This window comes from Brevibacterium sp. 'Marine' (assembly GCF_012844365.1).
Lineage (GTDB): Bacteria > Actinomycetota > Actinomycetes > Actinomycetales > Brevibacteriaceae > Brevibacterium.
This window is the reverse complement of the sequence record NZ_CP051626.1, coordinates 2,981,067-3,006,960: the sequence shown is the minus strand read 5'-3', so window position 1 is coordinate 3,006,960 and position 25,894 is coordinate 2,981,067. Positions and strand designations below refer to the sequence as shown.

Sequence of the window (25,894 nt, the reverse complement as noted above, 5' to 3'; positions counted from 1 at the left end):
ATGGCGTCATCAGACGGTACCCGTGAAGAAGCGCTTGAAGCCGAGATCGCCGAATACCTCTGTGAACACGGGTGGATCTACAGCCCTCACGCCGACGGCTATGACGTAGAGCGAGCGATCTGGCCCGAGGACGTGTTCTGGTGGCTGAGCGAGACCCAGCCAGACGAATACGCGAAGGTCGTACGCCCCGGTATGGGTACCGAGCCGGCTGACCGCGAAGCCCTGCTATCGACGCTCGTCACACGGCTGGACACCCCGATGAGCTCGGGCGGCGGGACGCTCAATGCTCTGCGTCGGAAGTTCTCACACACTCGTGGGGCGACGGCTCATTTCCGGATGTGCCAGTTCAAGCCAGCGACGACGCTGAACAAGACCGTGACCGAGCACTACGAGAAAGTGCGGCTGCGCGTGGCTCGGCAGGTGTACTTCTCGCCAAAGCGCGGCGACAAACGGTCGATCGATCTCGTCTTCTTCGTCAACGGCCTGCCCGTGGCAACCTGTGAATTGAAGTCGTTCTTCAAACAGCAATGGCGCACCGCCGTCACGCAGTACCGGAAAGACCGCGACCCGGCTGGCCAGCCGCTGCTGGGGTTCGGCACCCGCGCATTGGTGCACTTCGCTGTCGATGACGACCAGGTGCACATGACGACGAAGCTGGCGGGGGAGAAGACGTACTTCCTGCCGTTCAACCTCGGCCATGACGATACTGGTGCCGCAGGCAACCCTGCCAATCCCTCGGGGCCGGCGACGTCGTACCTGTGGGAAGAGGTGCTGCAGCGGGAGAACTTCCTGTCCGTCCTCGGTTCGCAGATGTTCCTCAAGACCGATGTCGATGAGGAACCTGCGACGGGGAAGATCAAGCGCTCGACGGCGCTGATGTTCCCGCGCTACCACCAGTGGCGTGCGGTGAAGAAGCTCGTCGACACGATCGGCGACGAGGGTCCGGGCCGCAGGTATCTCATCGAGCACTCTGCCGGTTCGGGGAAGACGAACACGATCGCGTGGACGGCGCATCGCCTCGCGCGCCTGCACGACCGGTTGAACGACAAGGTGTTCGACAAGGTCATCATCGTCTCCGACCGCCGTGTCCTCGACGCTCAGCTGCAACAGGCCGTTGAGCAGGTCGATGACACCGGCAGCAGCGTCGCAGTAATCGACTCAGCCGCTGTCCGCCGGTCCGGGGGCTCGAAGTCCAGAGCACTGCTGGACGCACTGACCGGCTCATCGCTGATCATTGTCGTCACGCTGCAGACTTTCCCGTTCGTCAAAGACCTGCTGGAGACGACGCTGGGCACGAAGAACTTCGCGGTGATCGTCGATGAGGCTCATACCTCCCAGTCGGGCAAGACGGCAGCTGAGCTGAAGAAGGTGCTCACCGAAGGCGGCGAGGTCGCCGATGATGAAGGTGAGTTCGACGGTCAGGACGTGATCAACCAGCTCGTGGAGGCTGACAGTGATTTGGAACGCCAGATCGCCTCGGAGACGGCGGCGCGCGCAGGGGCCAGGAACGTGTCCTTGCTAGCGTTCACTGCGACGCCGAAGGCGAAGACGAAGCAGCTCTTCGGCCGTCCGGGTGATGACGGTAAGCCGATCTCGTTCGATGTGTACCCGATGCGCCAGGCGATCGAGGAGGGCTTCATCCTCGACGTCCTGCGCGGCTACCAGACCTACAAGACAGCGTTCGAGATCGAACAGCACGGCCAGTCCGGGATCGCCACGGGTATCGGCCCAGACGATGACACGCTCGTGGACCCGAAGACCGCGACGCGGAAGATCATGCGGTTCGCTAAACTGCATCCGACGAATATCGGCCAGAAGGTCGAGATCATCGTCGAGCACTTCCGTGCCAATGTCGCGCACCTATTGGAGGGGCACGCGAAGGCGATGGTCGTCACGGACTCTCGCCAGGCTGCGCTGCGGTACAAGATCGAGACCGACAAGTACCTCAAACAGCGAGGGTACGCGTACCAGTCGATCGTCGCGTTCAGCGGCAAGCTGAGCGACGAGGACTACGGCATCGAGGACGCGACCGAGGCCTCGATGAACCCGGGCATCGGGTCCGACCTCGCGCGCGAGTTTCGACGTCCTGAGTACCGTCTGATGATCGTCGCCGACAAGTTCCAGACCGGCTTCGACCAGCCGCTGCTGTGCGCGATGTATGTCGATAAGAAGCTACCGGACGTGCACGCCGTGCAGACACTGTCTCGCTTGAACCGCACGTACCGTTCGCCGTCGGGGGAGATGAAGGACCGCACGTTCGTCCTCGACTTCGTCAACGATCCCGACGACATCCTTGAGGCGTTCTTGACGTACTACCTCGAGGCGCATGTGGAGAAGGAAACCGACCCGAACCTCGTCCACCAGCTCGCCACGAAGCTCGCGCAGGCGCGAATCTACACGCCGAACGATGTCGAGCGCTATGCAGAGGCCTGGTGGGCGAAGAAACAGTCGCATGCCGCACTGGCCGCGGCCGTGACCCCGGCACGCGACGAGTTCGTCGCCCGGTGGAACGACGCACAGATCGGCGAAGACAGTGAAGCGCTCGACGAGCTGCGTACGTTCCGGAAGGACTGCGGCTCGTACGTGAGACTGTATGACTTCATGTCGCAGGTCGTCGACTTTGGCACGAGTGATTTGGAGAAGCTCGCCGAGTTCCTGCGCCAGCTCGTGCGCCTGTTGCCGACCGACGGGGCCGATGCGGACGTGGACGTGTCGGGCTTGGAGATGCGCAGGGTCCGACAGATCGACCAAGGCAGTGCCGACATCGCGCTGTCCGGTGATCAGGAGACGCCCGGTTTGCAGGGCATCACAGGTATCGGAACGCGAGTGGCACACCAGGATCCGCAGCAGGCGCTGCTGTCGGAGGTGGTCTCGAAGATCAACGAGCTGTTCGGGTCCGAGTTCGCCGACCCGCAGATCGAGGGCTTCGTCCGCGCCGCGGCCGGCATGGCCGAGGAAGATCCGCGCATTGCTGATCAGATCGACCACAACGCTCTCGACCAGTTCATGGCCTCGCCCGACCTGCGCGAGACCCTCACCGACGCCGCTGTCCTCAACGAGGGCGCGTTCGGCAAACTCACCGGTGCGCTCACCGGCGAGAGCGACCGCGCTGATGAGTTCGTCAGATTGATCGGGCAGTACCTGTACCAGTCGCGCAGGTTGCGAATGGATGATGCACGCGACGACGAAGACGGCTACCGCCCGGAAGGGAGCGAGTGAATCTGATGTCACAGAAGAAGAACTCTCCCCATCCTGCGCTCGAGTACGTGCTGGGAAACCTCAGCGAAGATGATTTTTTGGAAGGTGGCCAGCGCGATTTCGCTACGGACGTCCACACGACGAGCCTTTCGCTGGCACGTGCCCTCACGGTCGGCTGTCTAGCTCGTCTCGACTCAGCTACTTCCTCCGTCAACATCTGGGACCCGACGGCGGGTTCCGGGTTCGCTGGATCTGTTCTCGTCAACGCTCTGCAATCTGCCGGTCTGCAGACGTGCTACAGAGGTCAGGAGATCAACGACGCCGCGGTGGCAGAGAGTCAACGGCGATTCCAAGCGGACCCTAAAGCAGAAATCGCCCTTGGCGATACGCTCAGCCATGACGCGTTTCCGGACTTCCGCGCGGATCTCGTGGTTCTCGACCCGCCGTGGTCTATGAGCTGGAAGAGTTCATTCTTTCAGGTCAAAGCTAGGCAGAACGAGGGGGAGTACTCATTCGGGCTTCCCTCTAGTTCGGATAGCACTTGGCTATTTATCTCGCTCGCACTTGAGAAGTTGCGTCCCGGCCTCGAGGGTGGAGGACGTGTAGCTGCTTTGGTCAATCCCGGTGCACTCTCCAGTAGTCGAGCCAGCGGTGCTGTGAGGCAGAAGATCGTCGAGGCTGGTCTGCTCGAATCGGTGACCCGCCTCCCGGACGGGTTAGCACCGAACACAGGCATCCCTCTCTACCTCGTCACTTTCAGCAACCGGCCGAAAGACATCGGGCGAGGGAAGGCGGTGATCGCTGATCTCCAGACTGAGTTCACGACCGAGCGCCGCCGACGCACAATGCCGGTCACTGCCTTCCAGGAACTTGAAACGGCGCTAAGGACCGGGAAGTCTGGACCTCGCAACCGCGGCATCGACGTCGGACAGTTCACTCGACGAGACGCGCGCCTCGAACGTGTGTCGAACGAGGGAAAGCGGTTGTCATGGCGGGCGACGACGTTCGCCGACACACCAATCGACGACCGGTTCCTGGAGTCCCGGTACGGCCCGGCCATTGGGGTGTCGGTCGTCGACGACGTGCGGGAGACTATCGATCTCGACCCGAGCCGCTTCTTCGGAGACGATTCGCGTGAGCTCATCAAAGACATTGAGGCGAAGGGATGGCAGGCGCGTCGTCTGAGCAGTCTGATCGCACTCGAGCCTGTACCGGTGAAGGCGTCAGGCGGTGTAGATCCAGACGGGCAGCTGTACGTTCCGACGAGTCAAGAGGGAAAGGTGGCCACGGAAACTTCTGCCACCGGATCCGGCGGCCGGGTCCTCTCGATCCGGCTGGACGACGAGACGCTCGACCCCAGCTTTTTGACGGCTTGGCTCAACTCGGAGCAGGGCGTCTCCAGTCGCCGGCGGGCAATTGAGGCCAGCAGCACCGGGAGTTTCCTCAATGCGCTGAGATCGGACCCTCGATCCTTGATGCGCTGGGCGGACGAGCTCATCGTCCCCCTACCTGATCGCGGCACGCAGCTCGCGCTCGCGTCGGCCGACGAGCGACTCTCCTCGTTCGAAGCAGAACTGAATGCCCAGCGAGAGAGCGTCTGGGCGTCTCCCGAGAGCGCTGAGTCGGTCGTGAGCAGAGTCGCCAGTGCGTTCGACGACTCGCTCAGTGCCTGGCTGGACCAGCTGCCGTATCCAATTGCATCAGCGCTCTGGACAGCTGAGACTGCGTCGTCACCCGGGGAACAGCAGCGTGCTTACATCCATGCATGGGAGGCGATAGTGACTTTTCATGCGACCGTGCTGCTCTCTGCGTGCCGCACAGACCTGGGGCGCAGCGGGGAGGTTGAGTCCGCGATCGGAGAGACGTTGCGTCAGCAGCATCTGGGCATCGAACGTGCCTCGTTCGGGACTTGGGTGATCATTATCGAACGAGTCTCGAAAGAGTTTCGCCGAGCGCTCGAGAGTAACGACGCCGACGAGATCGCCCGTGTACGCCGATCCTTCGCCAGCCTCGGACAGGCCGGAGTTGAGCGATTGGTGTCGAAAGAACTCGTCAATAAGGTCAACGAGGTGAACACCAAGCGGAATCGGTGGCTTGGCCACACCGGCTACACCTCGGACGAGGAGTGGCGGGCGCAGGTGGTGTCCCTGGTGTCGGACCTCAGCGAACTCAGGCAGATCCTTGGCAGCGTTTGGGCGCAGCTGCTCCTCGTGCGTGCCGGAAGCTCGAAGCTCCGGCGCGATGGACGCATCCAGACGGCAGAGGTGGCGGTTGGGACCCGGTCCCCGTTCAAGACCCGAGAGTTTCTCGTCGGGGATGAAATGATCGACGGGGAACTCTACCTGGTGAAGGACGGATCGCAGTCGCCCCTGCTTCTGGGGCAGTTCGTGCAGCTGCGCGCGGCTCCGAGGGACGCGCAGTACACGACCTACTTCTACAACCGCACGGAGGGGACCAGCGTCCGCATGGTCAGCTACCAGAATAGCCCTGAGAGCGAGATCCGGGACGATGCTGAAGGTTTCCGCTCGCAATTCGGGCGACTGGCGCTCGGATGACACTGACCCTCGACGCAGTCCTTCGCAGCGCCGGGATCGAACCTGCCGAGACTCAGGCGATCCGTCACGCCTTCGTGCGCGAGCACGAGGATTCGGGAGCACCCGGCATCAACGCGAATTCGACCGACGCGGAGATTCTCGCGTACACGTGCGAGCAGTCGGCGAAGCCGCGGATTTTCCCGGCGGTCCTGCCCAGGCTCTGGGTAGTGTTCATGCCCGAAGGCGGCGACCGGGCAAGACTCTGGTCAGTACTGGAGAACCGAGGCGAAGCGACTAACGACGGTGCTCGACGTACCTTCGACCTCGTTGCCACCGATCTCCTCGCTGACCTCACTGGTCGACTTGTGATCGGTTGGAGGTCCCCACGCACCTGGCGACTCAATGGACCGACTGCCGCCGCCTACCCAGTCTTGGAGATCGCCGACGCACAGCCGGTGCCATTCCCCGGATTCGACTGGCTCGTCCTCGATCATTTTCAGTTGCAGGCAGTCATGCGCGAGCACCGGTACGCCTCGTGGAGGACCGCACTGTCATCCGTGGTGGGCATCTACCTCATCACCGATACCCGAGACGGTCGCCAGTACGTCGGAAAGGCCGACGGCGCAGAGAGCATCCGGCAGCGCTGGAGCACCTACGCGACCAACGGACACGGCGGCAACGTCGAGCTGCGCAACGTCGACCCGAGCAGCTTCCGCTACTCGATCCTGAGGGTCTTCGACCCGGCGACGCCGACGCGGGTGATCGACGAGGCCGAGAGCCACTTCAAGCACGCGCTCGATACGCGCGGGCACGGGTTGAATCGCAACTGATCCAGGTCCTGCCATGAAGAGGGACCCCTGGGCCCTCCTCGCTGGGACGTGAGGCTGCTGAACCAAATTGAGACGAGAGCTCGATTCTCGAGCTTCTGGAATAATCGCCAAAAGTATTGACTGAGTAGTCAGTCAACTCTAGAGTGCTGTACACCACAAAAATTGATTCATTAGTCAAATGAGGGAGTCAGCGATGGCAGGAAGTTTGAACGGCAAGGTTGTGGCGATCACCGGTGCGGCGCGCGGGCAAGGGTTTGAAGAAGCGAAGCTGCTTTCTTCCCATGGAGCTAAAGTGCTGGCGTTGGACGTGTTGGAACCTCATGAGGTACTCCCTGACGGTGTCACCTTTCGGGACCTCGACGTGACAGACCCGCATCAGTGGGCTGAGCTTGCGAAATATATTGAGGCTGAGTACGGATCTCTCTTTGGCCTCGTGAACAACGCGGGCATTGTCGGAGCTCGCGGTAGCGCGGGACGACTAGAGAATGTCGACGTTGAGGACTGGAACAATCTTCTCGCGATCAACACCACTGGCCCAATGTTGGGGATCCAGCAACTTGCGCCGCTGATGTCCCACGGCGGATCGATTGTCAATATTTCATCGATCGCGGGGGCAGGGGCGCACTTCGCAGCTGCCTATGGGGTGAGCAAATGGGCGCTTCGTGGATTGGCTCGGATCGCAGCTATGGAACTGGGACCGCGGGGCATTCGCGTCAATACAGTTCTCCCCGGTTACATTGAGTCGCCCATGCAGCATGACACGCTTCCCGTGTTCTTAGAAGCCCACAAGTCATTGATCAGCTTGCCGCGGACTGGAACTGCCCAAGACATTGCGCCTGTTGTGCATTTCCTGATGTCTGATGCCTCGGAGTGGATTACGGGTGTCGACATCCCAGTAGATGGAGGAGCACTTGGGCATAACGGTCTCCAGATCATTTCCGAAGGTATGAAGAAGATGGCGGCAGAGTTGGAGGCCGACATATGAGCGTCGAAGTCCAGGACTCCCTGCTAAAGCGGGAATACACTGAATACGAATTTTCCTATCCGACCACTTCGCCCGGAGATGGTGAATCGTCGGTGGTAGCGGGACCTCGTGAAGAAGCCGGCCTTAGGCAGTTTGATTTCACGCGATTGATGGCGTACGGAATTGAACCCGGTGATGCAACACGGTTTATAGAGGCGCTTAAGGAAGGAGCCCACTGGGAAGAGGCCGCCCGTGAGATGGAAAGTAGCCTAAGCGATCGGCAAAGTATTTGGCAGTCACGCGAGATGCTAAGCCCGGCCTTAACAAAAGAATTCCTTGAGCGTCGATCCGCACTTCTGAGGATCAGCCAGGCGATGGAAGTGAGGAACACTGCCAGGAAGCGGGAGACCTATCTCGAGGCGGCCAGGCTCTATTCCGAGGCTAAAAGTTTCGATCCGCGCTACAGCAGCGAACAGATCTCCACACCGGTTGGGACACTACACGCCTGGCAGATCATGGCAGACAGTTCCACCTCGCGAGGCACGGTGCTAGTCCATGGCGGTGTCGACGGTTGGAGCATGGACTGGGACGGGCTCGCAACCGAGGTTGCCAGCGAAGGATTCAATGTCATAGTTCTCGACGGTCCCGGACAGGGGGAGTCGCGTTTTGTGTATGGCACTTACCTGACCGAGTTCTGGAGCGACGCGTACGGACCAGTCATCGAACATATGAAAGGCCTAGATCCTGAGCTGCCTCTCTTCGCCGTTGGGAACAGCATGGCAGCGGGGATCGTTCTCCAGCTCCAGAACCGGTTCAGAGCGTTCTCTGGCGTCTGTAGCAACGGCCCCGTCGCAAGTATGTCGGGGCTCTTCACGGGCAAAACGTACGGACTAAAACTGGCCTCCTTCTGTGGCGATGGCGAAGATGTTGCACACGCTCAGACAGTATTTCGCACCGTTGATCTCAAGTCCGAGCGAGTTGAACAAGACACCCCCGTATTGCTTCTTCAGGGAACTGCAGATCCGATGGTCCCTGTCGCCGATGGGAAACAAGTTCTTGAGTGGACTCGTTCTCCGCGTCAGTCATTCGCAATTTTCGAACGGGGCGAACACGTTCTTAACCGCTTCCCTTCCGACAAGCACATGTTGCTTCGTGCTTGGCTCAACTCACTGACATGAGTCGGTTGCCGGGGCAACTGTCGGAACAAACATTCCACGAAATAGAAAGGACTGTCTAACAATGACGCTAGAACAGGATCATGAGAGCCGCTATAGCCGGGCCCAGTCAGAATCGAACTCGTTCCAAGACGAGTTAAGAGCAGCGATCGACCAGGGTGAGCCGCAGACCGAGCTTCTAGTTTTGCTGGAACTTACTCGCAGTAGAGCTCAAGCGAGCAAATGGGCCAGCGGGATCACGGGCCCCAATCTATGGGATCACTCGTTTACCGATGAAGACATCCGAAGCATTAGAGATGAGCTGCATGAAGCTCTCATGTCGAGGCAACGCCAACAACCGAAGTCGAATTCTGGCCTCGATGATTTGCTGGATTTCGATGAGCTTTTAGACCTCGCGGGAGGCGAGCGTTTGTCGCCGGTCTACCACGATCTGGCGAAAAAGGAGATGGGGGTGCAGCCAGATACTGTCAACTGGACGGGGGCACCACCGGAGATTGCCAAGGATCTACGAGTGGGGATTATAGGGGCCGGGCCATCCGGAATCACATCCGCGATTAGGATGAAACACCTCGACTTGGAGTTCACAATCTTCGACTCCGCGGAAGACTTTGGTGGGACCTGGCTACATAACACTTACCCAGGTTGCGGAGTCGATATCGCCAGCCACTATTTCTCCTTCTCCTACGACCAGAAAAGCGACTGGAGTCGCTATTACGCAAAACAGCCAGAGATACTTGACTACCTGCAAGGTGTTGCAGAACGGGCGAAGCTTCATGCTAACGCACGCTTCGGCACAGAAGTCGTTGCAGCTCGCTTCGACGAGTCAGCCCACGAGTGGGAGTTGACTGTACATTCCAAAGAGGGGGAGGTCTCGACAGAACGGGTCGATATCCTAATCACTGCTGTTGGACTACTCAGCTCCCCAAAGATTCCGGATTTCCCCGGCCTTGCAAAATTTCAAGGCAAGTACTTCCATGCCGCCCAGTGGGACCACAAAGTCGATTACAAGAACAAGAGAGTTGCTCTCGTAGGCACTGGAGCATCAGCAAATCAGATTGGCCCAACTATCGCTCCGGACGTCGATGAGCTCGTAGTCATTCAGCGAAGTGCTCAGTGGAATGTCGCGGTTGAAAACTATATGAAGGAAGTATCCGACGGCGAAAAGTGGTTGCTCGCCAACATCCCAGAATATCAGCGGTGGTTCAGGGCGAGAACAATGCTGTCTCAAAATGACAGTCTGAGGCCAGCGGCCGAAGTGGATCCCGAGTGGAGTTCTAATGACGGGTCTATCAGCGCCGAAAACGCACGACTCTGGACAGAGCTGACTCAATATATCAAGGACGAACTGGGCGATCGTCAAGATCTTCTGCCCAAAGCAGTTCCCGACTACCCGCCATTCACCAAGAGAATGCTTCGAGATAACGGCTGGTATCGAATGATGCGCCGAGATAATGTCGACGTTGTCCCCGGTCGCGAGGTTCAATTTACCTCGGATGGAATAGTCGACGCTAACGGCAAAGAGCACAAAGTGGACATCGTTGTCTTTGCGACGGGCTTTGAAGCCTCTAGGGCCCTGGGATCACTTCAAATCGAAGGTCGGACTGGTCGAACGATTCGCGACGTCTGGGGTGAAGATGATCCGCGAGCTCATCTCGGAATCACTGTGCCCGGCTTCCCAAACATGTTTGTCATGTATGGACCCAACACAAATATCGGAACCGGGGGGAGCATCATCTTGCAAGCCGAGACATGGACGCGCTACGCAGCGGAAGCCATAGTCAAAATGGTCGAAGCGAACGCAGTCGAGATCGAATGTAAGCCGGAAGCTATGGATGAATATAACCGTGCAATGGATGCCCGTCTCGCGGAGATGATCTGGGCTGTCTCCAGTGGAAGTACTTGGTACCGCAACTCGGCTGGTCGAGTTGTATCCAATATGCCGTGGCCAACACCCGAATATTGGAATCTGACTAGACAGGTCAAGCAAGAAGACTACACCCTTCGATTCAGCAACGAAGACCGATCTGGCAATGAGGCGCAGAAGTATCGGCCTTCGGGCAAGGACGCAGAGCTAGAGATTGAGGCGAAATCGCTATGAAGGCAACTGTTAAAGTTCTGTCCGAAATTGCGCCAACGAAGTCGTCATCATTTACGTATAGTAAACGCCGTGCCTGGGCGGTCTCTATCATGCTGGTTCTCTTGGCTTTGGTCAATTGGGCAGATAAGGCTGTCTTGGGTCTTGTGGCTGTACCACTCATGGAGGATCTGAACCTCTCACCTGAACAATACGGAGTACTGGCCAGTGCGATCTACTTCCTGTTCTCCGCTTCAGCGATCGCGGGCGGTTTTCTCGCCAACCGCATAGCAACACGGTGGCTGCTCGTCGGTATCGTCATCATTTGGTCACTGACTCAATTTTCTATCTGGCTGGCCCCAACCTTTGCCATCGTTTTGATCTCTCGAATCTTCCTCGGCCTAGGAGAGGGCCCATCGGCTGGACTGTCCTTTCACGCCGCAGCAAAGTGGTTCAAAGACGATGAGAGAAATCTACCAACCGCGCTTCAGAATGTCGGCTCGTTTGGGGGAATTGCAGTTGCCGCGCCGCTGGTCACACTGATTGCGACGAAGTTCAACTGGCATTGGGCCTTCTTCGCAGTCGGATGCGCCGGAGTCATTTGGCTTCTTCTCTGGCTATTCATCGGAAAAGAAGGCCCGTACTCACCAAGCGACACTTCCGAGAGCGCGGAATCGATCGCTTCAAATCAAGTGGAATCCGCGAAAGATACGGTTGATATCGGCCTATCACAGACCACGCTACGAGTGCCATACCGGAAGATCTTCTTCTCAAGAACTTTCATTGGGACCTGCTGCGTTAGTTTTGCGGCATACTGGGCTCTTGCGATCGTGTCGGCATGGTTGCCGACATTCCTCAACATCACCAGTGGCTACGGGATGACAGTCGCGGCAAACATCGTCGCAATTGTCTCTGTAACAGCGATCGTATTCCTCGTCGGAGAAGCGCTGTTGACGACATGGCTGATGAAACGTGGGACAAGCAGCCGAATCGCTCGCGGATTCATGGCTTCTGGAACGACTCTCATCGCAGGAATTTTCATCCTACTGTCGGCGGCTATCCCCGGAGGCATTCTGCAGATCATTTTGACTGCACTCGGATTCGGCATGGGGCTGGTCAGCTTCACAACCGGAAGCGTCATCATCTCTGAGTTTGTTCCGGGGCGTCAGCGCGGCGCTGCGCAAGGAACCTACGTCGGCATCATCACGTCGGCTGGGTTCATCGCTCCGCTTGTATTCGGCAATATTGTTGGTGCTGGAGCCACGCCCGATGCCGGCTACTTCACGGCGTTTACGATCTCAGGAATCATCGTGGCCATAGGCGGTTTGCTTGGCCTGCTTCTCATCCATCCAGCAAAAGACATTGACCGGATGACCGCGTTGCTGCGATAGAACCAGTTGCACTTAGTGAAAAGCTTCACGCGAGAACCCGCTCGGCCACTAGCAAACCGACGAATGTCCGAGCGGGTTCTCGGCTACCTGCCATAGACTGATCGAATGAGCGATCGACCGAAGCCCGAGACTGATGGCAAGAAGGTGTCAACGCGACAACGCATCGTGGAGACAACGCAGGAGTTGCTTGCGCAACGACCCCCTGGACTGATCATCAACAAGGACATCGCAGACGCGGCCAAAGTGCGTCAAAGTCTGATCTATTACTATTTCGGCTCTCAAGCCGATTTGATGCGTGAGGCTATGTTGCAGTTGACGGAGGCATATATTGCTCGCCGCAAGGCGGGGGTCGATAGATCTGAGACTTTTCCGCGCCTGCCTATCTCAGATCACGAATTGTGGTGGAGGGCTGCCGCAAACTTCTCAGCAGATTCGGGTCACGCCTACTCGAAGCTGAACTGGGAATACCCGGTGGTGCAGTTTGAATACAACGAAATTCTTGCGCACCACCCGGAAACGGAACCAAACGCGGTCAAACGACACATCCTGCGTGAAATATGTTTCAACTTCGGATGGGTGGTCTACAAGGACACAGTTGCAGTGGGCTTGAATATGGACGCCGAGGAACTTCGAGCGGTAGAGCGAGATATTCTGGCCTGAACGCTGCAGAGCTGTAGCCGCGGTGGAAATCGAAGCGCATTCGATAGCATCGGCAGACAGTGCCCTTCCGTGAAGCGAGCAATTTCAGATAATCCACTTCCTGACTTCCACAATTCGTCGCTGATTTCGCGGTTTCGATTGTGTTTGTGCTGGTTACGGGTTCAGAGTTCGAGTTTGTGGGCCACTAATCGGCTCTCTATGATGGGTTGATGTCGCCTTGTCCACGGATGGATCCGGGGTCACAGCTGTCCAGATCGTGCGCAAACATCGTAGGAAAGTCACCGTCCGTGAACACCTCGGATCCGTTCGCACCGAGGCAGAAATGACAGCGATGCTCGCCGCCGGTGAAGAGAAGCTCTCCGACTAACCGAACGACTCGAACTCGAATTGGGTCTGCCTACTGATGCTGGCGCGCCACTGCGGCCCGAGCGGTTGTGGGATCACGGTCATCTGTCCTCAGCGACACCATCTCCCCGGCGTGGAAGAGACTCGGGTTCGGCGACGTGATAAATGACAACGCGTTCTTCCATCTCATGCTGGCACGGATAGTTGAGCCGGCATCGAACCTGTGCAAATCAGGTGTCAACAAAGTCGTTTGGCCTGAGTGGGACGCGAACACCGGGAACAATCCTGCCGAGGAAGCTACTGAGATTGTCTAGGCTCCTCATCACCCGGAAGGTCCAAGGTCGTAAGGCGGGACTTCCGGAAGAGCGGCGGCCAACAATAGTCTTCGCGCTCGAACTGCTCTTCGTGACCACAGCGTGGATTTCGACGCCGTGAAATTGTCGATGCGGTCGCTGTAGGTTCCCTTGGGACATGTCTACGCGACGTACGGAGTTGGCGATCGGCGACACCTCGTCAAGCTTCACCGAACACGAGTTCTCCGCCGATGATCGTCGCGGTCGGGCGGATGTCGCGAATGCTGGCCTCGCTGACGGCGAGAATGTCTTCGCTCAGAACTGCGAAGTCGGCTAGCTTCCCGACTTCAAGCGTCCCCACCTGATCTTCGTATCCGGCCGCGTACGCCGAACCGAAGGTGTAGGCCCGCAGTGCTTCAGCTGCGGTGACCCTCTCCATTCGGGCGAAGTCCGCGCCCGACGAGGTCTTACGATTGACTAAGTCGTGCATTGATACAAAGGGGTTGGCATCGGAAACGGGGGAGTCGGTCGAGCCAGGAACAATCATTCCTGCGTCGAGGAGAGAGCGCATCCGGTACGTGCCCGCACTGCGTTCGGAGCCAATTGCTTCGAGGATGCCGTCGCCGAACTCGGAGATGAAAACACCTTGCGGAACGGGAATGACACCGAGCTTCGCCGAACGCTCGACCTGTTCATCGGTGGCGATTGCGAAGTGCTCGATCCTGTGACGAGCCGGTCGACGTGAGCTGGCGAGTGCGGCCTCGATTCCGTCGAGAGCGTGATCGATCGCCCTGTCGCCTATGGCGTGTGTGGCAACAGTCCAACCGGCACGGTGGAAGGCCGGGATGAGGCTGAGTAGGTCCTCGGGTTCGACCACCATGAGCCCGGTGTTGTCGGCCTCACCGCAGTAGCATTGGTGCACTGCGGCAGAGCGGCCGATGAGTGAGCCGTCGGAGATGATCTTGACGGGGCCGAAACGCAGCCGTTCGTCGCCGAATCCGGTGCGGATTCCGAGATCGAGGGTCTTCATCCCCTCGGCATTGAGCTCGAGCTCGTGGAGGACGTGGTGGAAAGGCATCACAGTCATCCTTGGCCGTAAGGCGTTTTCAGCGATAGCCCTCTGATAAATATTCAGCACAGGGGCGTTGACACCCATCGCTCCGCCGACGAGGATGCCGGGTTCGGTCAGGCTCGTGAGCCCGTAGCGTAGTGACTGCTCCGAAGCGAGCCGGAGCGACTCGATTGCCTCCTCTTCGGTGACTTTCGCCGCCTCGAATTGAATCGGCTCTCCGGCGTTCTCTTGCAGCAACCCCTCGGCTCGCCCTTCTGCATCACGGAAAACACGCCCTCCTGGAAGGTCGGGATAGTCTCTCCTGCCTAGAGCTCCGACGCGTTCGAAAGCTGCCGTGTTCGCGACGATCATATGGTGTGAGACGTGCTCGATGATGGCCGGCCTTCCACCTGTGACCTTGTCGAGCGCTTCGGCAGTCGGATGGCCGCCGAGTCGGTTCTGATCGTAGCCGCTGCCCCTCACCCATGCATTGGCGGGCAGGGACTGTGCGTGTTTCCCTAGTGCTGCGTAGAGTTCTTCGAGGTTCGTCACCGCTGGGTAGCGCAAGTCGACGTTGGCGAGCTGCTCCCCGGTGCCCATCGTGTGGTGATGTGCGTCGTGCAAGCCCGGGACGATGCGAGACTCACCGAGGTCGAATTCCTCCCGCGCGCTGAGTCCGTCTAGATCGTCGACCGCGACGATCCGACTGTTGAGTACGGCAATGCTTCGCGCCTCCGGATAATCAGACAAGCCCGTCCAGAACCGTCCGTGCCAAATGCTGTCGATCTTCATGCTTTCCCTTCTCTCATGCTTGTGTCCTGTAAACACTTCGGCTTCGCTCAGCGTCGTTGTGTTAGCCGGATTCTGCTTCCCGATTCGTCGTGTCTTTGTCGTGAACGGAAGTAGCTGCGTCGAGTCATTCTTCTCGTTTCAGTTTGTAGAGTCCGACGACGCCGATGATCGAGAGCATGACCTGGACAATGTAGAACGTCATTACCGACCATGGGCTGTTGCCCGTCGTATTAAGCAGCCATTGCGCGATGATCGGCGTCGTGCCGCCGAAAATTGTCGCGCACAACTGGTAGGCCAGCGAAACTCCGGTGTAACGCACGCGGGCCGGGAACGCTTCGGAAAGCGCGGTGGCGAGCATCGCATAGTAGGCGGTGGCACCGATCGTATTAACGACGATCGTGACAGCAAGAAAGAGCTCGTTCTTTGACTGGATGGCGAGGAAGAACGGGGGAGTGACGATCAGAGTGAGAACGAGACCCCAGATGAGAATCGACCTTATGCCAAACTTCTCCGACAGCTTTGCCGCCACGGGTTGCCAGACAAATTGGACGATTGCGGCGAGCAGAATGAGGTTGAGGATGACGGTGCGGTCCATCCCGAGGATCCCAGTCGTCCATGAGAGCATGAAAGTGTTGTTGAAGTACGCCGAGGCGATTCCAACGATCGAAGCGAGGACGCCGAAGAAGACGAGGAGTCCGGCGACGTTGAAGGTTTCGAGGACTGGAACCTTCGGCGTCTGTCCCTGAGCCTTCACCTCTGTGAATTCCTGAGATTCCTCGACGCGACTGCGAATGAGTAGCGCCACGATGACCAAAATGGCAGAAAATAGAAATGGAACTCTCCATCCCCAGGACATGAACTGGTCGTCGGGGAGCAGCCCGACGAGCATAAACGCGACTGTGGAGAGGATCGAACCGGCCGGCGAGCCCTGCTGAACCCAAGCGCCGGCGAAACCACGCTTGCTCGATTCCGAATTCTCCGTCGCGAGTACCACAGCGCCGCCCCATTCGCCGCCAACGGCCAGGCCCTGGATTGCTCGCAGAACTATGAGGAGGATGGGCGCGGCAAGCCCGATCTGACCGTAAGTGGGTAGGAGGCCGATGCATGTCGTCGCAATGCCCATCATGAGCAATGTGACAATCAGGGTGTTCTTCCGCCCGAAGCGGTCACCGAAGTGGCTGAATATAAGTCCGCCGATGGGGCGGGCGAGGAATCCGACCCAGAATGTGGCGAATGATGCTAGCAACCCCGATCCCTGAGCGAGGTCGGGATAGAACACAGTGCCGAAGACAAGCGCGGCGGCCGTGCCGAAGGAGAAGAAGTCGTACCATTCGATTGCGGTACCGACGAAGGCCCCGAGGATGGAACGCTTCTGTCGTTGTGTGGATGTTTGGTGGGTTGAAGTCATGTGGTGTCTCCCTTGACGGTGTCCAATGACAGTGTCCAATTGCTGACTGGTCAGAGTGGTTTGGAACACGACAGTTTCACCCTATGAGCTCTCAGATATACGGTCCAATACTTATCTCGCGGGTTTGTGATAACTTCCGTGCATGGATAATTCGCTGTTCGAAAGTTTCCTTGCAGTTCTCGAAACTGGAACTGCCACGGCCGCGGCTGACAAGTGTTACATCTCGCAACCAGCGCTCTCACGCCAGATCAGAACCTTGGAGGAGCGCTGTCGCACACCACTGTTCACGCGCTCAAAGTCGGGAATGGTTCCGACGCGGGCAGCCCGGCAACTTGAACCTGTGGTGCGCGACCTTCTGCTGCACTGGGCCAGTGCCGAGTTAGCCATGTCTGCGCTTGTCGATCGCAAGATTCCGCTCACCCTCGCGTGCCCCACGATGGTTGCCGAACAACTCGTGTTGCCGTTTATCCCCGAGTCCGATCTCCTCGTGTCCGACGTCTTGGAGGCTCCATCTATAGATTTGTTTTCGCTCGTCTCCGAGCGCAGAGTCGACCTTGCTTTTGCCCCGCTCCTACCTCCTCCGGGTATCCCCTCGAAGCGCGTCTTTCGCATCCCGTTCCTCGTGTTAATCCCTCGGGATTCAGACCTCGCACAACGTTCGAGCATCGATATCCGAGAACTGCCCGACTTGGAACTCATCGTCACTGACCGCACCAGCGGTACTCGGTTAGAGCTGGATCGGATCCTCGCCTTGTCGGGTGTACAAGTCAAGTATCGGCACGAAGTCAGCCGGACACGGATTGGCGAGGCCCTCGCGCTGTCCGGTCGCGGTCAAGTTATTAGCATTGATAGGGCAGAGTTTGACCTCGTGGAAGTCCCCCTTCTCGATCGTGGCAGACCTATATTCGTTGAGGAATGGGCGGCCTGGCCGTCCGACCACTATGCCGAGGAGCAAGTGCGATCGTTCATCTCAAAGTTCACTACCTGGATTCGTAGTCGGCCCGAATATGCGGACATCGTGATCGGCTGACGTCTCAAGCGTCAGGCTGCAAGCGCGGCTCAACGCGTAGGGCCGCTGAAATACCGGTTCGCCGTGTGGGCGAGACCTCGCTGTGTCGATTCAGATCGTCTGTCGCTGTTCATGATCCAACTGAATGTCATCCCGGCGTCCCTTCGTCCGAGAATTTCGAGGTATCGCGGTGGCTCAGGGAATAGTCGTTGTGGTTAGTGCATCCCGCCTTGTCGACGCCGAAGACTCCTGCGGAAGGGGGAGCATCCAGAAAATGGCTCAAATGGAGGTGGGGCCCTCAAAAGGTCTCGTCGAGCGCACGTTTGAGGTTAGTGGTGCAAGTAGTATGCGGAGATCATCATTCCCCGTCGAATGCTGGTTGAGTGTATGCGACACTTCGACGCGGTCCATTGCGAGCCCGTCGGGTGACAGGTGGCTTGACACATTGAAGCGAGTGGTTCGGCTCAGATCGCGCCATCAAATACCGGTCCCCTTGATATCCGGTCGCGAGTCTTATCAAGTAGTTCTATCGTTCTGCACGAGAGGGCCACTCGTCAGCCCCAAAATCGTTGCTGCTGTCAGCCGCTCGATTGAGGCGCGGCAGGGTCTACCAGCAACGAGAGGGGCTCGATTTCGAGCTTCTCAGCCAAAGCTGTGAGCGAGTCCAGTGACATGTTTCGCTCGCCTCGTTCCAACGAGGCCACGTAGGTGCGGTCGTATCCGAGGTGTTCAGCCCACGCTTCCTGGGTGAAGCCGCGTTCAAGACGAATGGCACGGAGATTCGTCCCAAGTCGTTGGTTGAGTGGACCTCTTTTCTGCACTCAAACAGATTCGCTCGGTGGTACTTATAGATCCACGTACTTATAAGTATCATTGAAGTCATGATGACCGACCGATAGGCAACGAGAGCCGAAGCAATGTGCTACCTGTTCGCCGGCTTACAAAGAGATGAAACGGAGGAAGATCATGGTGACGAAGACGATTCTGGTCTCCGATCTGAGCGGCGAGCCCGAGGCCGAGACCGTGACGATCGGGTGGGAGGCCGCCTGGTACGAGACGGAGCTGACTGCGTCGGAGCGCGCTGAGCTCGATAAGATGCTCGCCCCGTACATCGCGGCCGGCAGGAAGGCGGCGAAGAAGCCGTCGAACCGATTCGTGCCTGACACGACTGCCGAGGAGCGCGAGGAGATCCGCGCCTGGGCGAAGCGACAGGGGTATGAAGTCGCCGAGTACGGCAAGATTCCGAACAGGGTCTACAAGGCCTTCATGGCTGCGCACGGATGACCCGTATCGGACCGATCAGGTACTACCAGGGCCGCGTCGCCTATCCCAGCCAGGAGCAGATGCGGCAGGCGCGGGCGCAGTTCGACTTCATCGAGCACGACGACGGAGGTCGGCCCACCGAGGACCGCGATTGCACGCACGCGCAGCGGATCATCGCGCGCGGGCCCTCGTCGCAGATCCAGCGGATAGACGAGCAGGCCCAGCAGAAGTTCTTCGACTACATGGGCTACAAGCACGGCTTCCGCGTGCTCACGCACGAGCAGAGCAGCGACTCGCACCAAGGCGAAGTGACGATCACCCACGAGATCGTCTACGTCGTCGAGTCGCAGCCGACGAAGGGGTACGTGAAGCTCACCCTGAAGTCGGAAGCGCCGTCAGAGGGATCGGCTGGGGGACGAATCGGGAACTATGCCGACAGCAGCGCACGATTCGACGGGCTCTTTTCCGACCTGGGCGAGGTTTTCAAGCGTCGGTGACTGCTGTCTCTGACGGCCTCTCCTCGACGTCGTGGTAGCCGACCTCGGTGATGTAGTCGGCGCGGGACCGCAACCACTTCGCGACTTCCGCGTCGCCTTTTCAGTCGCCTGACGCGCGCGAGCGTTCGTGCTTGCTCGCGCAGCGGCACCACCCCAGCAGAATCCAGACGACCCACCGGGCAGACACCCGGTGGGTCGCGAGGCCCCGATGCGTTGGAGCGCAGCAGGGCCGAAAGCACGAGTCACGTTTGAAGGAGTACTCGTACTATGCCCAAGTCTACCGACAAGAAGACGATCAATGCCTAATCCGTCTCGGGCCGAGCCCTGCGGTAACACTTCTCATCCGTCTGCCTCACCGGCTGCGAAGCGAGGTGTTCGGCCTTATCGTCGAGCGGCTGTCGAACGACGAGATCGCGGCCAGGTTCGTCGTCACCATCCACATGGTCAAGGCCCACACCGGGCCCTGTGCTCGAAGCTCTACACCTGGGGCCGACCCTAACTCGTCGCCCTCACCTACGAGAACTGGTTCGTCTCATGCCGACGCCAGTAAGTTGAGGGATCTATTGCGGTATACTGTCGAATGTAACGCCCCGGTGACTATTCGGACCTTATGGTTCGGACTCCCGGGGCGACAGTCTTCTCGAGGGAAGGTCCAGAGCGACCAGGGCATCGGAGCCCACTCAGGTCGCGGCAGAAAAATCCCCCAAGTGCGCATCGTCGAGAGGCGTGGGGGATGTAGTGGTCTCAGGCTAGCACTGCCTGGCCTGGACGGCTCGGGCCAGTGCGAGAATTCGCGACGACGAACCGGGTGCCAGGAGTTCGTCACCTTGAGGACCACCACCGCGACGAGCCAACCTGGAGAATGAGGACTGGCCCTAGGCGCGCCGAAACAGGCGGAAGCGGTCGTCGTGGACTAATCCTGTCGGGATTCGGAGTGCTCGACGAGAAGCACTCTGCCGAGCACTCGTTCCAGGAAGTCGGGACCTTGGGTCGGCAAACGGCGTCTCGTAGACACTACCTTTTCTAGGAACGACAGGGTTCCCGTTTCTAGGAACGACAGGGTTCCCGTGATCATGCAGGAGGACCGGTCTCAGAACTCTGTATCGCAGAGTTCTCCAGCAAGCCGTGCCGCATGCGAAGCGCCGGTCAGTCGGTCTCGTCGAAAGATTGGGCGTGCAACTCGAGGTCGAAATCGTCGTCGAGGTCGGCTGTGCCAATTTCGTACGCCTCCGCCGGTAGCTTCGCCGAAGTGAGCTCGTCGTAGCGGTCGATACTGAGCTTGCACACGTTGCATCCGAAAGTAATCGGCGTGAAGAGTAACCTCCTAAATCCGCCCGGGCACGACTCGTAGCTCTCGCCGATCTTCTCTACGTCCCAGTCGACATCGCTTTCAACGTCGAGGAAGCCGCCCAGTCTGCCGTTTCGCGTGCAGATCGGGCATGGGTGATCGATCGATGCCTCGAGCATTATAGAGTCGAAAGCGTCCCTGGCCTCTGCCTCGAGCAGCGCTTCCGCTTCAGCGAAGGCCGCGGAGCCCAGTTGCGCCTCAAGGTCGGCAATGCGATTCCGTGCACGTGCCTCCTTGGCGAGAACTCTCTCTTCGACTTCGGTCCGCTGGGCATCGAGGATGCCGACGACGGTGCTGTGCTGGTCGCCGAAGAAGGAGCCCGGGTCCGTTCCGATGTCCGCCAACAGCACCGAGCACAGTCGGAGAGCGTCGCGGAGGACGTGCGAGGAATTGCTCTTAGCTCCGACGTGCACAGATCCGTTCCGAGTGTCAATCAGTCGCTTCTTCTCGCTTATGGCCAGCGGAGAGGAGCCCAAAGTGCGCTCGAGCCGATCCAAGAGAACTCCGAGCCCGATGGTCCGGAGCTTTGGGTTGGCGATGTTCGGCCTGGACGTCAGAATCAGCAACGACTGCTCTGCACTGTTCGACAACGGGACCAGCAGTGCGGGGTTCCGCGACCACAGGACGGCCTTGCCCAGGTGCTCGACGCTGATCGGGGCGAGGAGCCCGACAGTCTCCGGGTCGTCGTCGACCCAGCCGGCCAAGGCTTTCCCCATCCAGCGCGAGGCCGAGGACACGAGAGCCGCAACGTTCTCGTCCTCGGCGATGCCGACCCAGGGGCGCGAGTTCATAGGCGCAGAGTCTTCCATGAACTCATTCTGCCAGGGGTGACCTGCTCAATGCCGATCGAGCGGTCGGCTGGAACCGACGACGTGATTGACGCTTAGCCGCCTCACCCGAACATCGCGGTGTAGGTCGGTGTTCACGTCCTGGATTGCGCGGTACGAAGCAGGGCTGTAAACAGATCCGAATCGCAATCCTTCGCGTGTATTGGATACCATCTCCCTGACGAGACGAGACCCGATCCCCGGCGCGAGGCCGGTGATCGGGTCTCGAAAAGTCGGTCTTGCTCGGTCACGTCCCGAAAGGTCCTTTCCGAGACGACTCACGAGATCAGGTCGCCGACGAGCCTCTCGAGCTCGCTGCGCTGCTGCGGGGAGAGTGCGGCGACCTCCGCGGCTAGCGCATGCAGCCGAGCCGAGGTCGGCCCAGACGCTGCGAGCAGCTGCTCGGCCTTCGTCCGGGCCCTCCGCCTCACCACTGACACGTCCGCTCCCGTGGTGGTGTGGCGCACGACCGTGCCGTCGTAGAGCCTGAGCGACCAGTCGAGCCGCCAGGTGCCGTTCCGCTCCCGAGGGTTGCCGCGGTCGATGGTGTGCTCGCCCGGCTCGAGCTTCGCGTTCGTCGCCCGGCGCGTGTTCACGACTGCGCCTGCTCGTCGTCTCCGTACCTGCCCTTGCCCTTCAGCGCCGTGTACAGGGTCTGCCGGCTCACGCCGAGCTCTCTGGCGACCGCTGCCTTCGGCACGCCGCGGTCGACGAGCTCGCGCGCTGTGAAGACCTGGCCGTCGGTGAGCTTCGGCTCCCTCTCGTAGACGCCGTTCTCCTTAGCGATCGCGATCCCCTCGGCCTGGCGCTCCTTGATCGTCGCCCGCTCGAGCTGTGCGACCGCGGCGAGGATCGTGAGCATGAACTCGCCCTGTGGGGTGTCGGTGTTGAGCGCCGGGCTGTCGACGAACTCGACGGCGACGCCCTTGCTCTTCAGATCCTTGACGAGCGAGAGCAGGTCGGTCGTCGACCGCGACAGCCGGTCGGGCGACTTCACCCGGACGACGTCGCCCTCGCGGACGTAGGCGATCATCTCCTTCAGCTGCGCACGGTCGTCGACGTTCTTGCCTGAGACCTTCTCGGCAAACAACCGGTCGACCTCTCCGATGGCCTCGACCTGCCGTGCCTCGTTCTGGTCGGCCGCGCTCTGTGAGTCGCAGCGGTAAATGGCACGTTTCTCACGGCGTTTAGTGGCCGATGAGGAGAGCCTGCCGCGCGGCCTCGACAACCTCGGGTGTCAACTCGTTCAGATTGTTCACAGTCTGCACGCGCTCGATCTGGGTGAGTAAACGGTCGACAAGGCGGAAGTTGCCTGCGGTGATCCGGACGATAGTCGCGATCGCGGTTGCGTGGGCGACGCCACCATCGGTTGCATCGCCTTCAGCAGGAAGTCGTCTGGCCAAGACTGCGGTGAGTTCATCCGCGCTCAGCTGACGATACTCGTGGGCGAAGCCGATACGGCTGTAGAGCTGCGGATAGCGGGCGAGGCGTTTCTCGATGCCCGGCATGCCAATGAGGATGACGCCCATGTGGTGATGGTCGAAGTAGTCACGGACTTGTTCAAAGCCGGTGGCCTTGAGACGATCGGCTTCGTCAATGATCAGCAGCTCGGTGCGTCCACTGGAGCGGGACTCGGTATGAACGTAGGGGTCGACTATGCCGTGCTCGGCGAAGTCGACGGCGAAGGAAATGCGTTGGCATGCTCGGGGCAGGCTCTGGTCTATTTGTTTCGGGGTGGCCATGACCGTGGGGGTGAAGAACGCAGTGCGGGCCTCAAGAACGCGTTCCGGCACAGGGCCGAGGGTGTCGGTGAAAAGGGATTCCCATTGTTCCCAGTCATCGACACCGGAGTAGTGCCGGGCGGAAAGTGTCTTGCCGACCCCAGGTGGTCCCCAGCACAGGCCGATATAGCGATGAGTGCGCACCGCGTCGGCGAACTCTGCGAAGCGGCGATGCTCATGAGTTGTCTGGAACGGTGGCAAGTCCGGCCGTGGCGGAGCGCTGGAGTTGATCTCCCCGAAATCGCCGAAAAGGAATCGGCTTCCCTCATCGTCTTTGCTGAGGAGACTGTGTTTTGGGTCAGTCGGTGGCATAGAGACGCAATCCGTGTCGTGGTGGGGCTTCGTCGACGTCAACTGGTTCCGCTTCGGGTGGTTCAGGCGGGGGGACATAACGGATATCGGTGGGTAGCGCGTCGGCGAGGCTGCGGCGGTGGCGTAACTGTCGCTTGAGGTCACGGCGACGTTGCGACCGGGCAGCCTGCAGCTCTCGTAGCGAGACGGACTCGGCGGCGAGTTCGGGAGCGATCGCGCGGCAGAGGTAGTCATCGTTGAAATAGACGCGGATCTCGCCGACGTCGCGCGGGTCGAACCGGACGGTGACCTGTTCACCGACGTAGGCGGCCAGTACCGGGGAGACATACCGGGTGGAGGCGAACTGGATCCCGTCGCGTTGAACCTTCCTTGTAGTCGCCGCAGTCAGCAGAAGTAGGTCCAAATCCTCCGGTCGCGCCGGGGCGCGCGGGATGAAGCCGGAGGATGCCCAGCGGTGGACGGGCGCGTGGTGGGTTTCCGAATGGGGGCGCTGGTTGTATTCGGTGACGATGAATCTTTCCAGGATCGCGTCGAGTTGCTCAAGACTGAACGCCGGGTCCGTGAGGCGTTCTCCGTTCGTTCCGTGCGGGATATACCCGGGTAGGTGCGGCAAAAGCTCGGTGGTGATGGAGCCATAGAACCGCTCGATCTTTCCTCGCCCCTGCGGAACGCCGATGCGTGAGTGGATGAGCTGGATCTGTGTGTCCAAGCAAACCCGTTCGAGGCGGACAGAGGTGAAGTCCGAGCCGTGATCGGAATAGAGCACATCTGGCAGACCGCAGACCGGCCAGGCAGGATTCGTCTTCTGATTGACCGCTTGGTGTAGTGCCAGCGCTGTCTGTTCGGCTGATGGGGCACCCAGGAAGAGGGTGTAGCCGGTTACGGCGCGGGAGTAATCATCAAGTAGCACCGTCAACCACGGCCGAACCGGCTCGCCAGCTTGGTCGAGTACCACAACGTCCAAGAGCGTGTGATCGGCCTGCCATTGCTCATTCGGGCTCGTTGCGGAGCGGCGGAAAACCAACTCGAACTGGTCCCGGTAGGCGGCATCGCCGTGCTGGGCGAGTGTGCGCAGGCCCGGGTCGATGGCACCAATGATCGCTCGCACACTGGAATAGCTCGGCGCAGTCAGTCCCCGATTGGCAGCGATGCCGCTGACTCGGCGATGAACGAACGCGACTGTGGGCTCGGGGCGGCGAAGCGCCAGAGCTTCGATCATCTCCACAATCTCGGGCAGTATTCGCCTCGTACCGTTGTCAGCTCGCCGGAGGCGTTGCAGGCCATTGGACGTTGGGATAGCGCGATACTTCGCGGCCCAGCGTGACAATGTTCGCACTGGCACGCCTGATTCGGCCGCGATCCGTGTCCAGGGGACACCGTCATCGTGCTGGCGCAGCAGAGCGAGCCTCTCCTCTGGGGTCCTCTGCGCCATGACGGTCACCAGTCCTGGATCAGGTCTCGGGATCGGCGGCAGTCTTCGGCGCGACTGTCACCGCTTCGGGAGGCCGCGGTGGTAGGTGGCGATACAGGCTGGTACGGGTGATCCCGGTTTTGGCCACGATATCGGCGATGGTGTGTCCGGTCGTGCGCAGGTGCTCGGCGTAGGCCAGTTTGTCCGGATCCACCACTGATGGCCGTCCGATGCGTCGGCCCTTCGCGGTCGCTACCGCTCGAGCGTGGGCGGCACGCTCCAGGGTGTATGTGCGTTCCATTTGTCCGAACAACGCCAGTAGCACGACCGATAGCTGCGCCATCGGATCATCCGGGTTCGACGAGTCCACTCTGATCGGGTCGGCGAGGTTGCGCACACCGATGTTGCGTTCGGAGAGGTCATGGATCAGGTTCAGAGTATCGCGCACCGTTCGCCCGAGCCGATCGAGAGTGTGGACGACGATGACGTCACCGTCGCGGGCATATTCCATGACTGCACGCAGTCCGGGGCGGTCGACCGTGGACCCGGACTTTTTGTCCACATAGATCCGTTCGGCCGCGATTCCGGTCTGGGTCAGAGCATCGATCTGTCGATCCAAGTCTTGTTTGACCGTCGAAACCCGCGCGTATCCCAATTCCATGCGCCCAGCGTACCAATATTCGTGTCTGTACGGAATGGATGGGACGTTGATTTGGGCCTTACTTATGGGA

General features: G+C 59.6%; 20 protein-coding genes. 11 read left to right on the top strand and 9 right to left on the bottom strand.

Annotated features, from left to right (window positions below; all coding sequences use genetic code 11):
* The 8 genes from HF684_RS13530 to HF684_RS13495 all read left to right on the top strand — a co-directional run bounded on the left by HF684_RS13530 (position 1) and on the right by HF684_RS13495 (position 12,826).
* Positions 1-3,219: a DEAD/DEAH box helicase family protein gene (locus HF684_RS13530; protein WP_169252879.1), complete on the top strand. Its 3,219-nt coding sequence runs from the start codon at positions 1-3 to the stop codon at positions 3,217-3,219.
* 5 nt (positions 3,220-3,224) lie between these two features.
* Positions 3,225-5,753 carry an N-6 DNA methylase gene (locus HF684_RS13525; protein WP_169252878.1) on the top strand — a complete coding sequence of 843 codons (2,529 nt, stop codon included), beginning with the start codon at positions 3,225-3,227 and terminating at the stop codon, positions 5,751-5,753.
* The gene (locus HF684_RS13520) at positions 5,750-6,562 is read left to right on the top strand and encodes a GIY-YIG nuclease family protein (protein ID WP_169252877.1); all 813 of its coding nucleotides are present in this window, start codon (positions 5,750-5,752) and stop codon (positions 6,560-6,562) included. Before HF684_RS13525 ends, HF684_RS13520 begins: the two co-directional genes overlap by 4 nt.
* A 193-nt stretch (positions 6,563-6,755) precedes the next feature.
* Entirely contained in the window at positions 6,756-7,547 is a 792-nt protein-coding gene (locus HF684_RS13515; RefSeq protein WP_169252876.1) for an SDR family oxidoreductase, read from the top strand.
* A complete protein-coding gene (locus tag HF684_RS13510) occupies positions 7,544-8,704 on the top strand; it encodes an alpha/beta hydrolase (protein ID WP_169252875.1) in 1,161 nt (386 codons plus the stop codon). The genes HF684_RS13515 and HF684_RS13510 overlap by 4 nt, the downstream gene beginning before the upstream one ends.
* 61 nt (positions 8,705-8,765) lie before the next feature.
* The gene (locus tag HF684_RS13505) at positions 8,766-10,799 is read left to right on the top strand and encodes an NAD(P)/FAD-dependent oxidoreductase (RefSeq protein ID WP_169252874.1); all 2,034 of its coding nucleotides are present in this window, start codon (positions 8,766-8,768) and stop codon (positions 10,797-10,799) included.
* The gene (locus tag HF684_RS13500; protein ID WP_169252873.1) at positions 10,796-12,166 is read left to right on the top strand and encodes an MFS transporter; all 1,371 of its coding nucleotides are present in this window, start codon (positions 10,796-10,798) and stop codon (positions 12,164-12,166) included. Before HF684_RS13505 ends, HF684_RS13500 begins: the two co-directional genes overlap by 4 nt.
* 105 nt (positions 12,167-12,271) lie before the next feature.
* Positions 12,272-12,826 carry a TetR/AcrR family transcriptional regulator gene (locus HF684_RS13495; protein WP_169252872.1) on the top strand — a complete coding sequence of 185 codons (555 nt, stop codon included), beginning with the start codon at positions 12,272-12,274 and terminating at the stop codon, positions 12,824-12,826.
* Positions 12,827-13,684: 858 nt separating this feature from the next.
* Here HF684_RS13495 and HF684_RS13490 read toward each other — a convergent pair.
* Both HF684_RS13490 and HF684_RS13485 read right to left on the bottom strand, forming a co-directional pair.
* A complete protein-coding gene (locus HF684_RS13490) occupies positions 13,685-15,307 on the bottom strand; it encodes an amidohydrolase (protein WP_169252871.1) in 1,623 nt (540 codons plus the stop codon).
* 124 nt (positions 15,308-15,431) lie between these two features.
* Entirely contained in the window at positions 15,432-16,715 is a 1,284-nt protein-coding gene (locus HF684_RS13485) for an MFS transporter (protein WP_169252870.1), read from the bottom strand.
* 142 nt (positions 16,716-16,857) lie between these two features.
* Between HF684_RS13485 and HF684_RS13480 the strand changes: the two genes are divergently transcribed.
* Positions 16,858-17,745, top strand: a complete 888-nt coding sequence (locus HF684_RS13480) for a LysR family transcriptional regulator (protein WP_169252869.1) — start codon at positions 16,858-16,860, stop codon at positions 17,743-17,745.
* Between the two features lie 557 nt (positions 17,746-18,302).
* Here HF684_RS13480 and HF684_RS13475 read toward each other — a convergent pair.
* Positions 18,303-18,545 (bottom strand): helix-turn-helix transcriptional regulator, encoded by a 243-nt coding sequence (locus HF684_RS13475; RefSeq protein ID WP_169252868.1) that lies wholly within the window; start codon positions 18,543-18,545, stop codon positions 18,303-18,305.
* Between the two features lie 148 nt (positions 18,546-18,693).
* Here HF684_RS13475 and HF684_RS13470 point away from each other — a divergent pair, with 148 nt between their 5' ends.
* Both HF684_RS13470 and HF684_RS13465 read left to right on the top strand, forming a co-directional pair.
* Positions 18,694-19,008: an Lsr2 family protein gene (locus HF684_RS13470; protein ID WP_169252867.1), complete on the top strand. Its 315-nt coding sequence runs from the start codon at positions 18,694-18,696 to the stop codon at positions 19,006-19,008.
* Positions 19,005-19,484, top strand: a complete 480-nt coding sequence (locus HF684_RS13465) for a hypothetical protein (RefSeq protein ID WP_169252866.1) — start codon at positions 19,005-19,007, stop codon at positions 19,482-19,484. Before HF684_RS13470 ends, HF684_RS13465 begins: the two co-directional genes overlap by 4 nt.
* Positions 19,485-20,630: 1,146 nt before the next feature.
* On the opposite strand, the gene HF684_RS13460 is transcribed toward HF684_RS13465, so the two are convergent.
* From HF684_RS13460 to HF684_RS13435, 6 genes are all read right to left on the bottom strand, one after another.
* The gene (locus tag HF684_RS13460; protein ID WP_169252865.1) at positions 20,631-21,641 is read right to left on the bottom strand and encodes a hypothetical protein; all 1,011 of its coding nucleotides are present in this window, start codon (positions 21,639-21,641) and stop codon (positions 20,631-20,633) included.
* A gap of 296 nt (positions 21,642-21,937) precedes the next feature.
* Complete coding sequence (locus HF684_RS13455) at positions 21,938-22,255, bottom strand: hypothetical protein (protein ID WP_169252864.1); 318 nt, start codon at positions 22,253-22,255, stop codon at positions 21,938-21,940.
* On the bottom strand, positions 22,252-22,827 hold the full coding sequence (locus HF684_RS13450; protein ID WP_169253928.1) for a recombinase family protein: 576 nt from the start codon (positions 22,825-22,827) through the stop codon (positions 22,252-22,254). Before HF684_RS13450 ends, HF684_RS13455 begins: the two co-directional genes overlap by 4 nt.
* Before the next feature lie 19 nt (positions 22,828-22,846).
* Positions 22,847-23,752: an AAA family ATPase gene (locus tag HF684_RS13445; protein WP_211167997.1), complete on the bottom strand. Its 906-nt coding sequence runs from the start codon at positions 23,750-23,752 to the stop codon at positions 22,847-22,849.
* Positions 23,739-25,184: a Mu transposase C-terminal domain-containing protein gene (locus tag HF684_RS13440; protein ID WP_248279218.1), complete on the bottom strand. Its 1,446-nt coding sequence runs from the start codon at positions 25,182-25,184 to the stop codon at positions 23,739-23,741. The genes HF684_RS13445 and HF684_RS13440 overlap by 14 nt, the downstream gene beginning before the upstream one ends.
* 19 nt (positions 25,185-25,203) lie before the next feature.
* Complete coding sequence (locus tag HF684_RS13435) at positions 25,204-25,824, bottom strand: recombinase family protein (RefSeq protein WP_025777886.1); 621 nt, start codon at positions 25,822-25,824, stop codon at positions 25,204-25,206.
* Between the last annotated feature and the right edge of the window lie 70 nt (positions 25,825-25,894).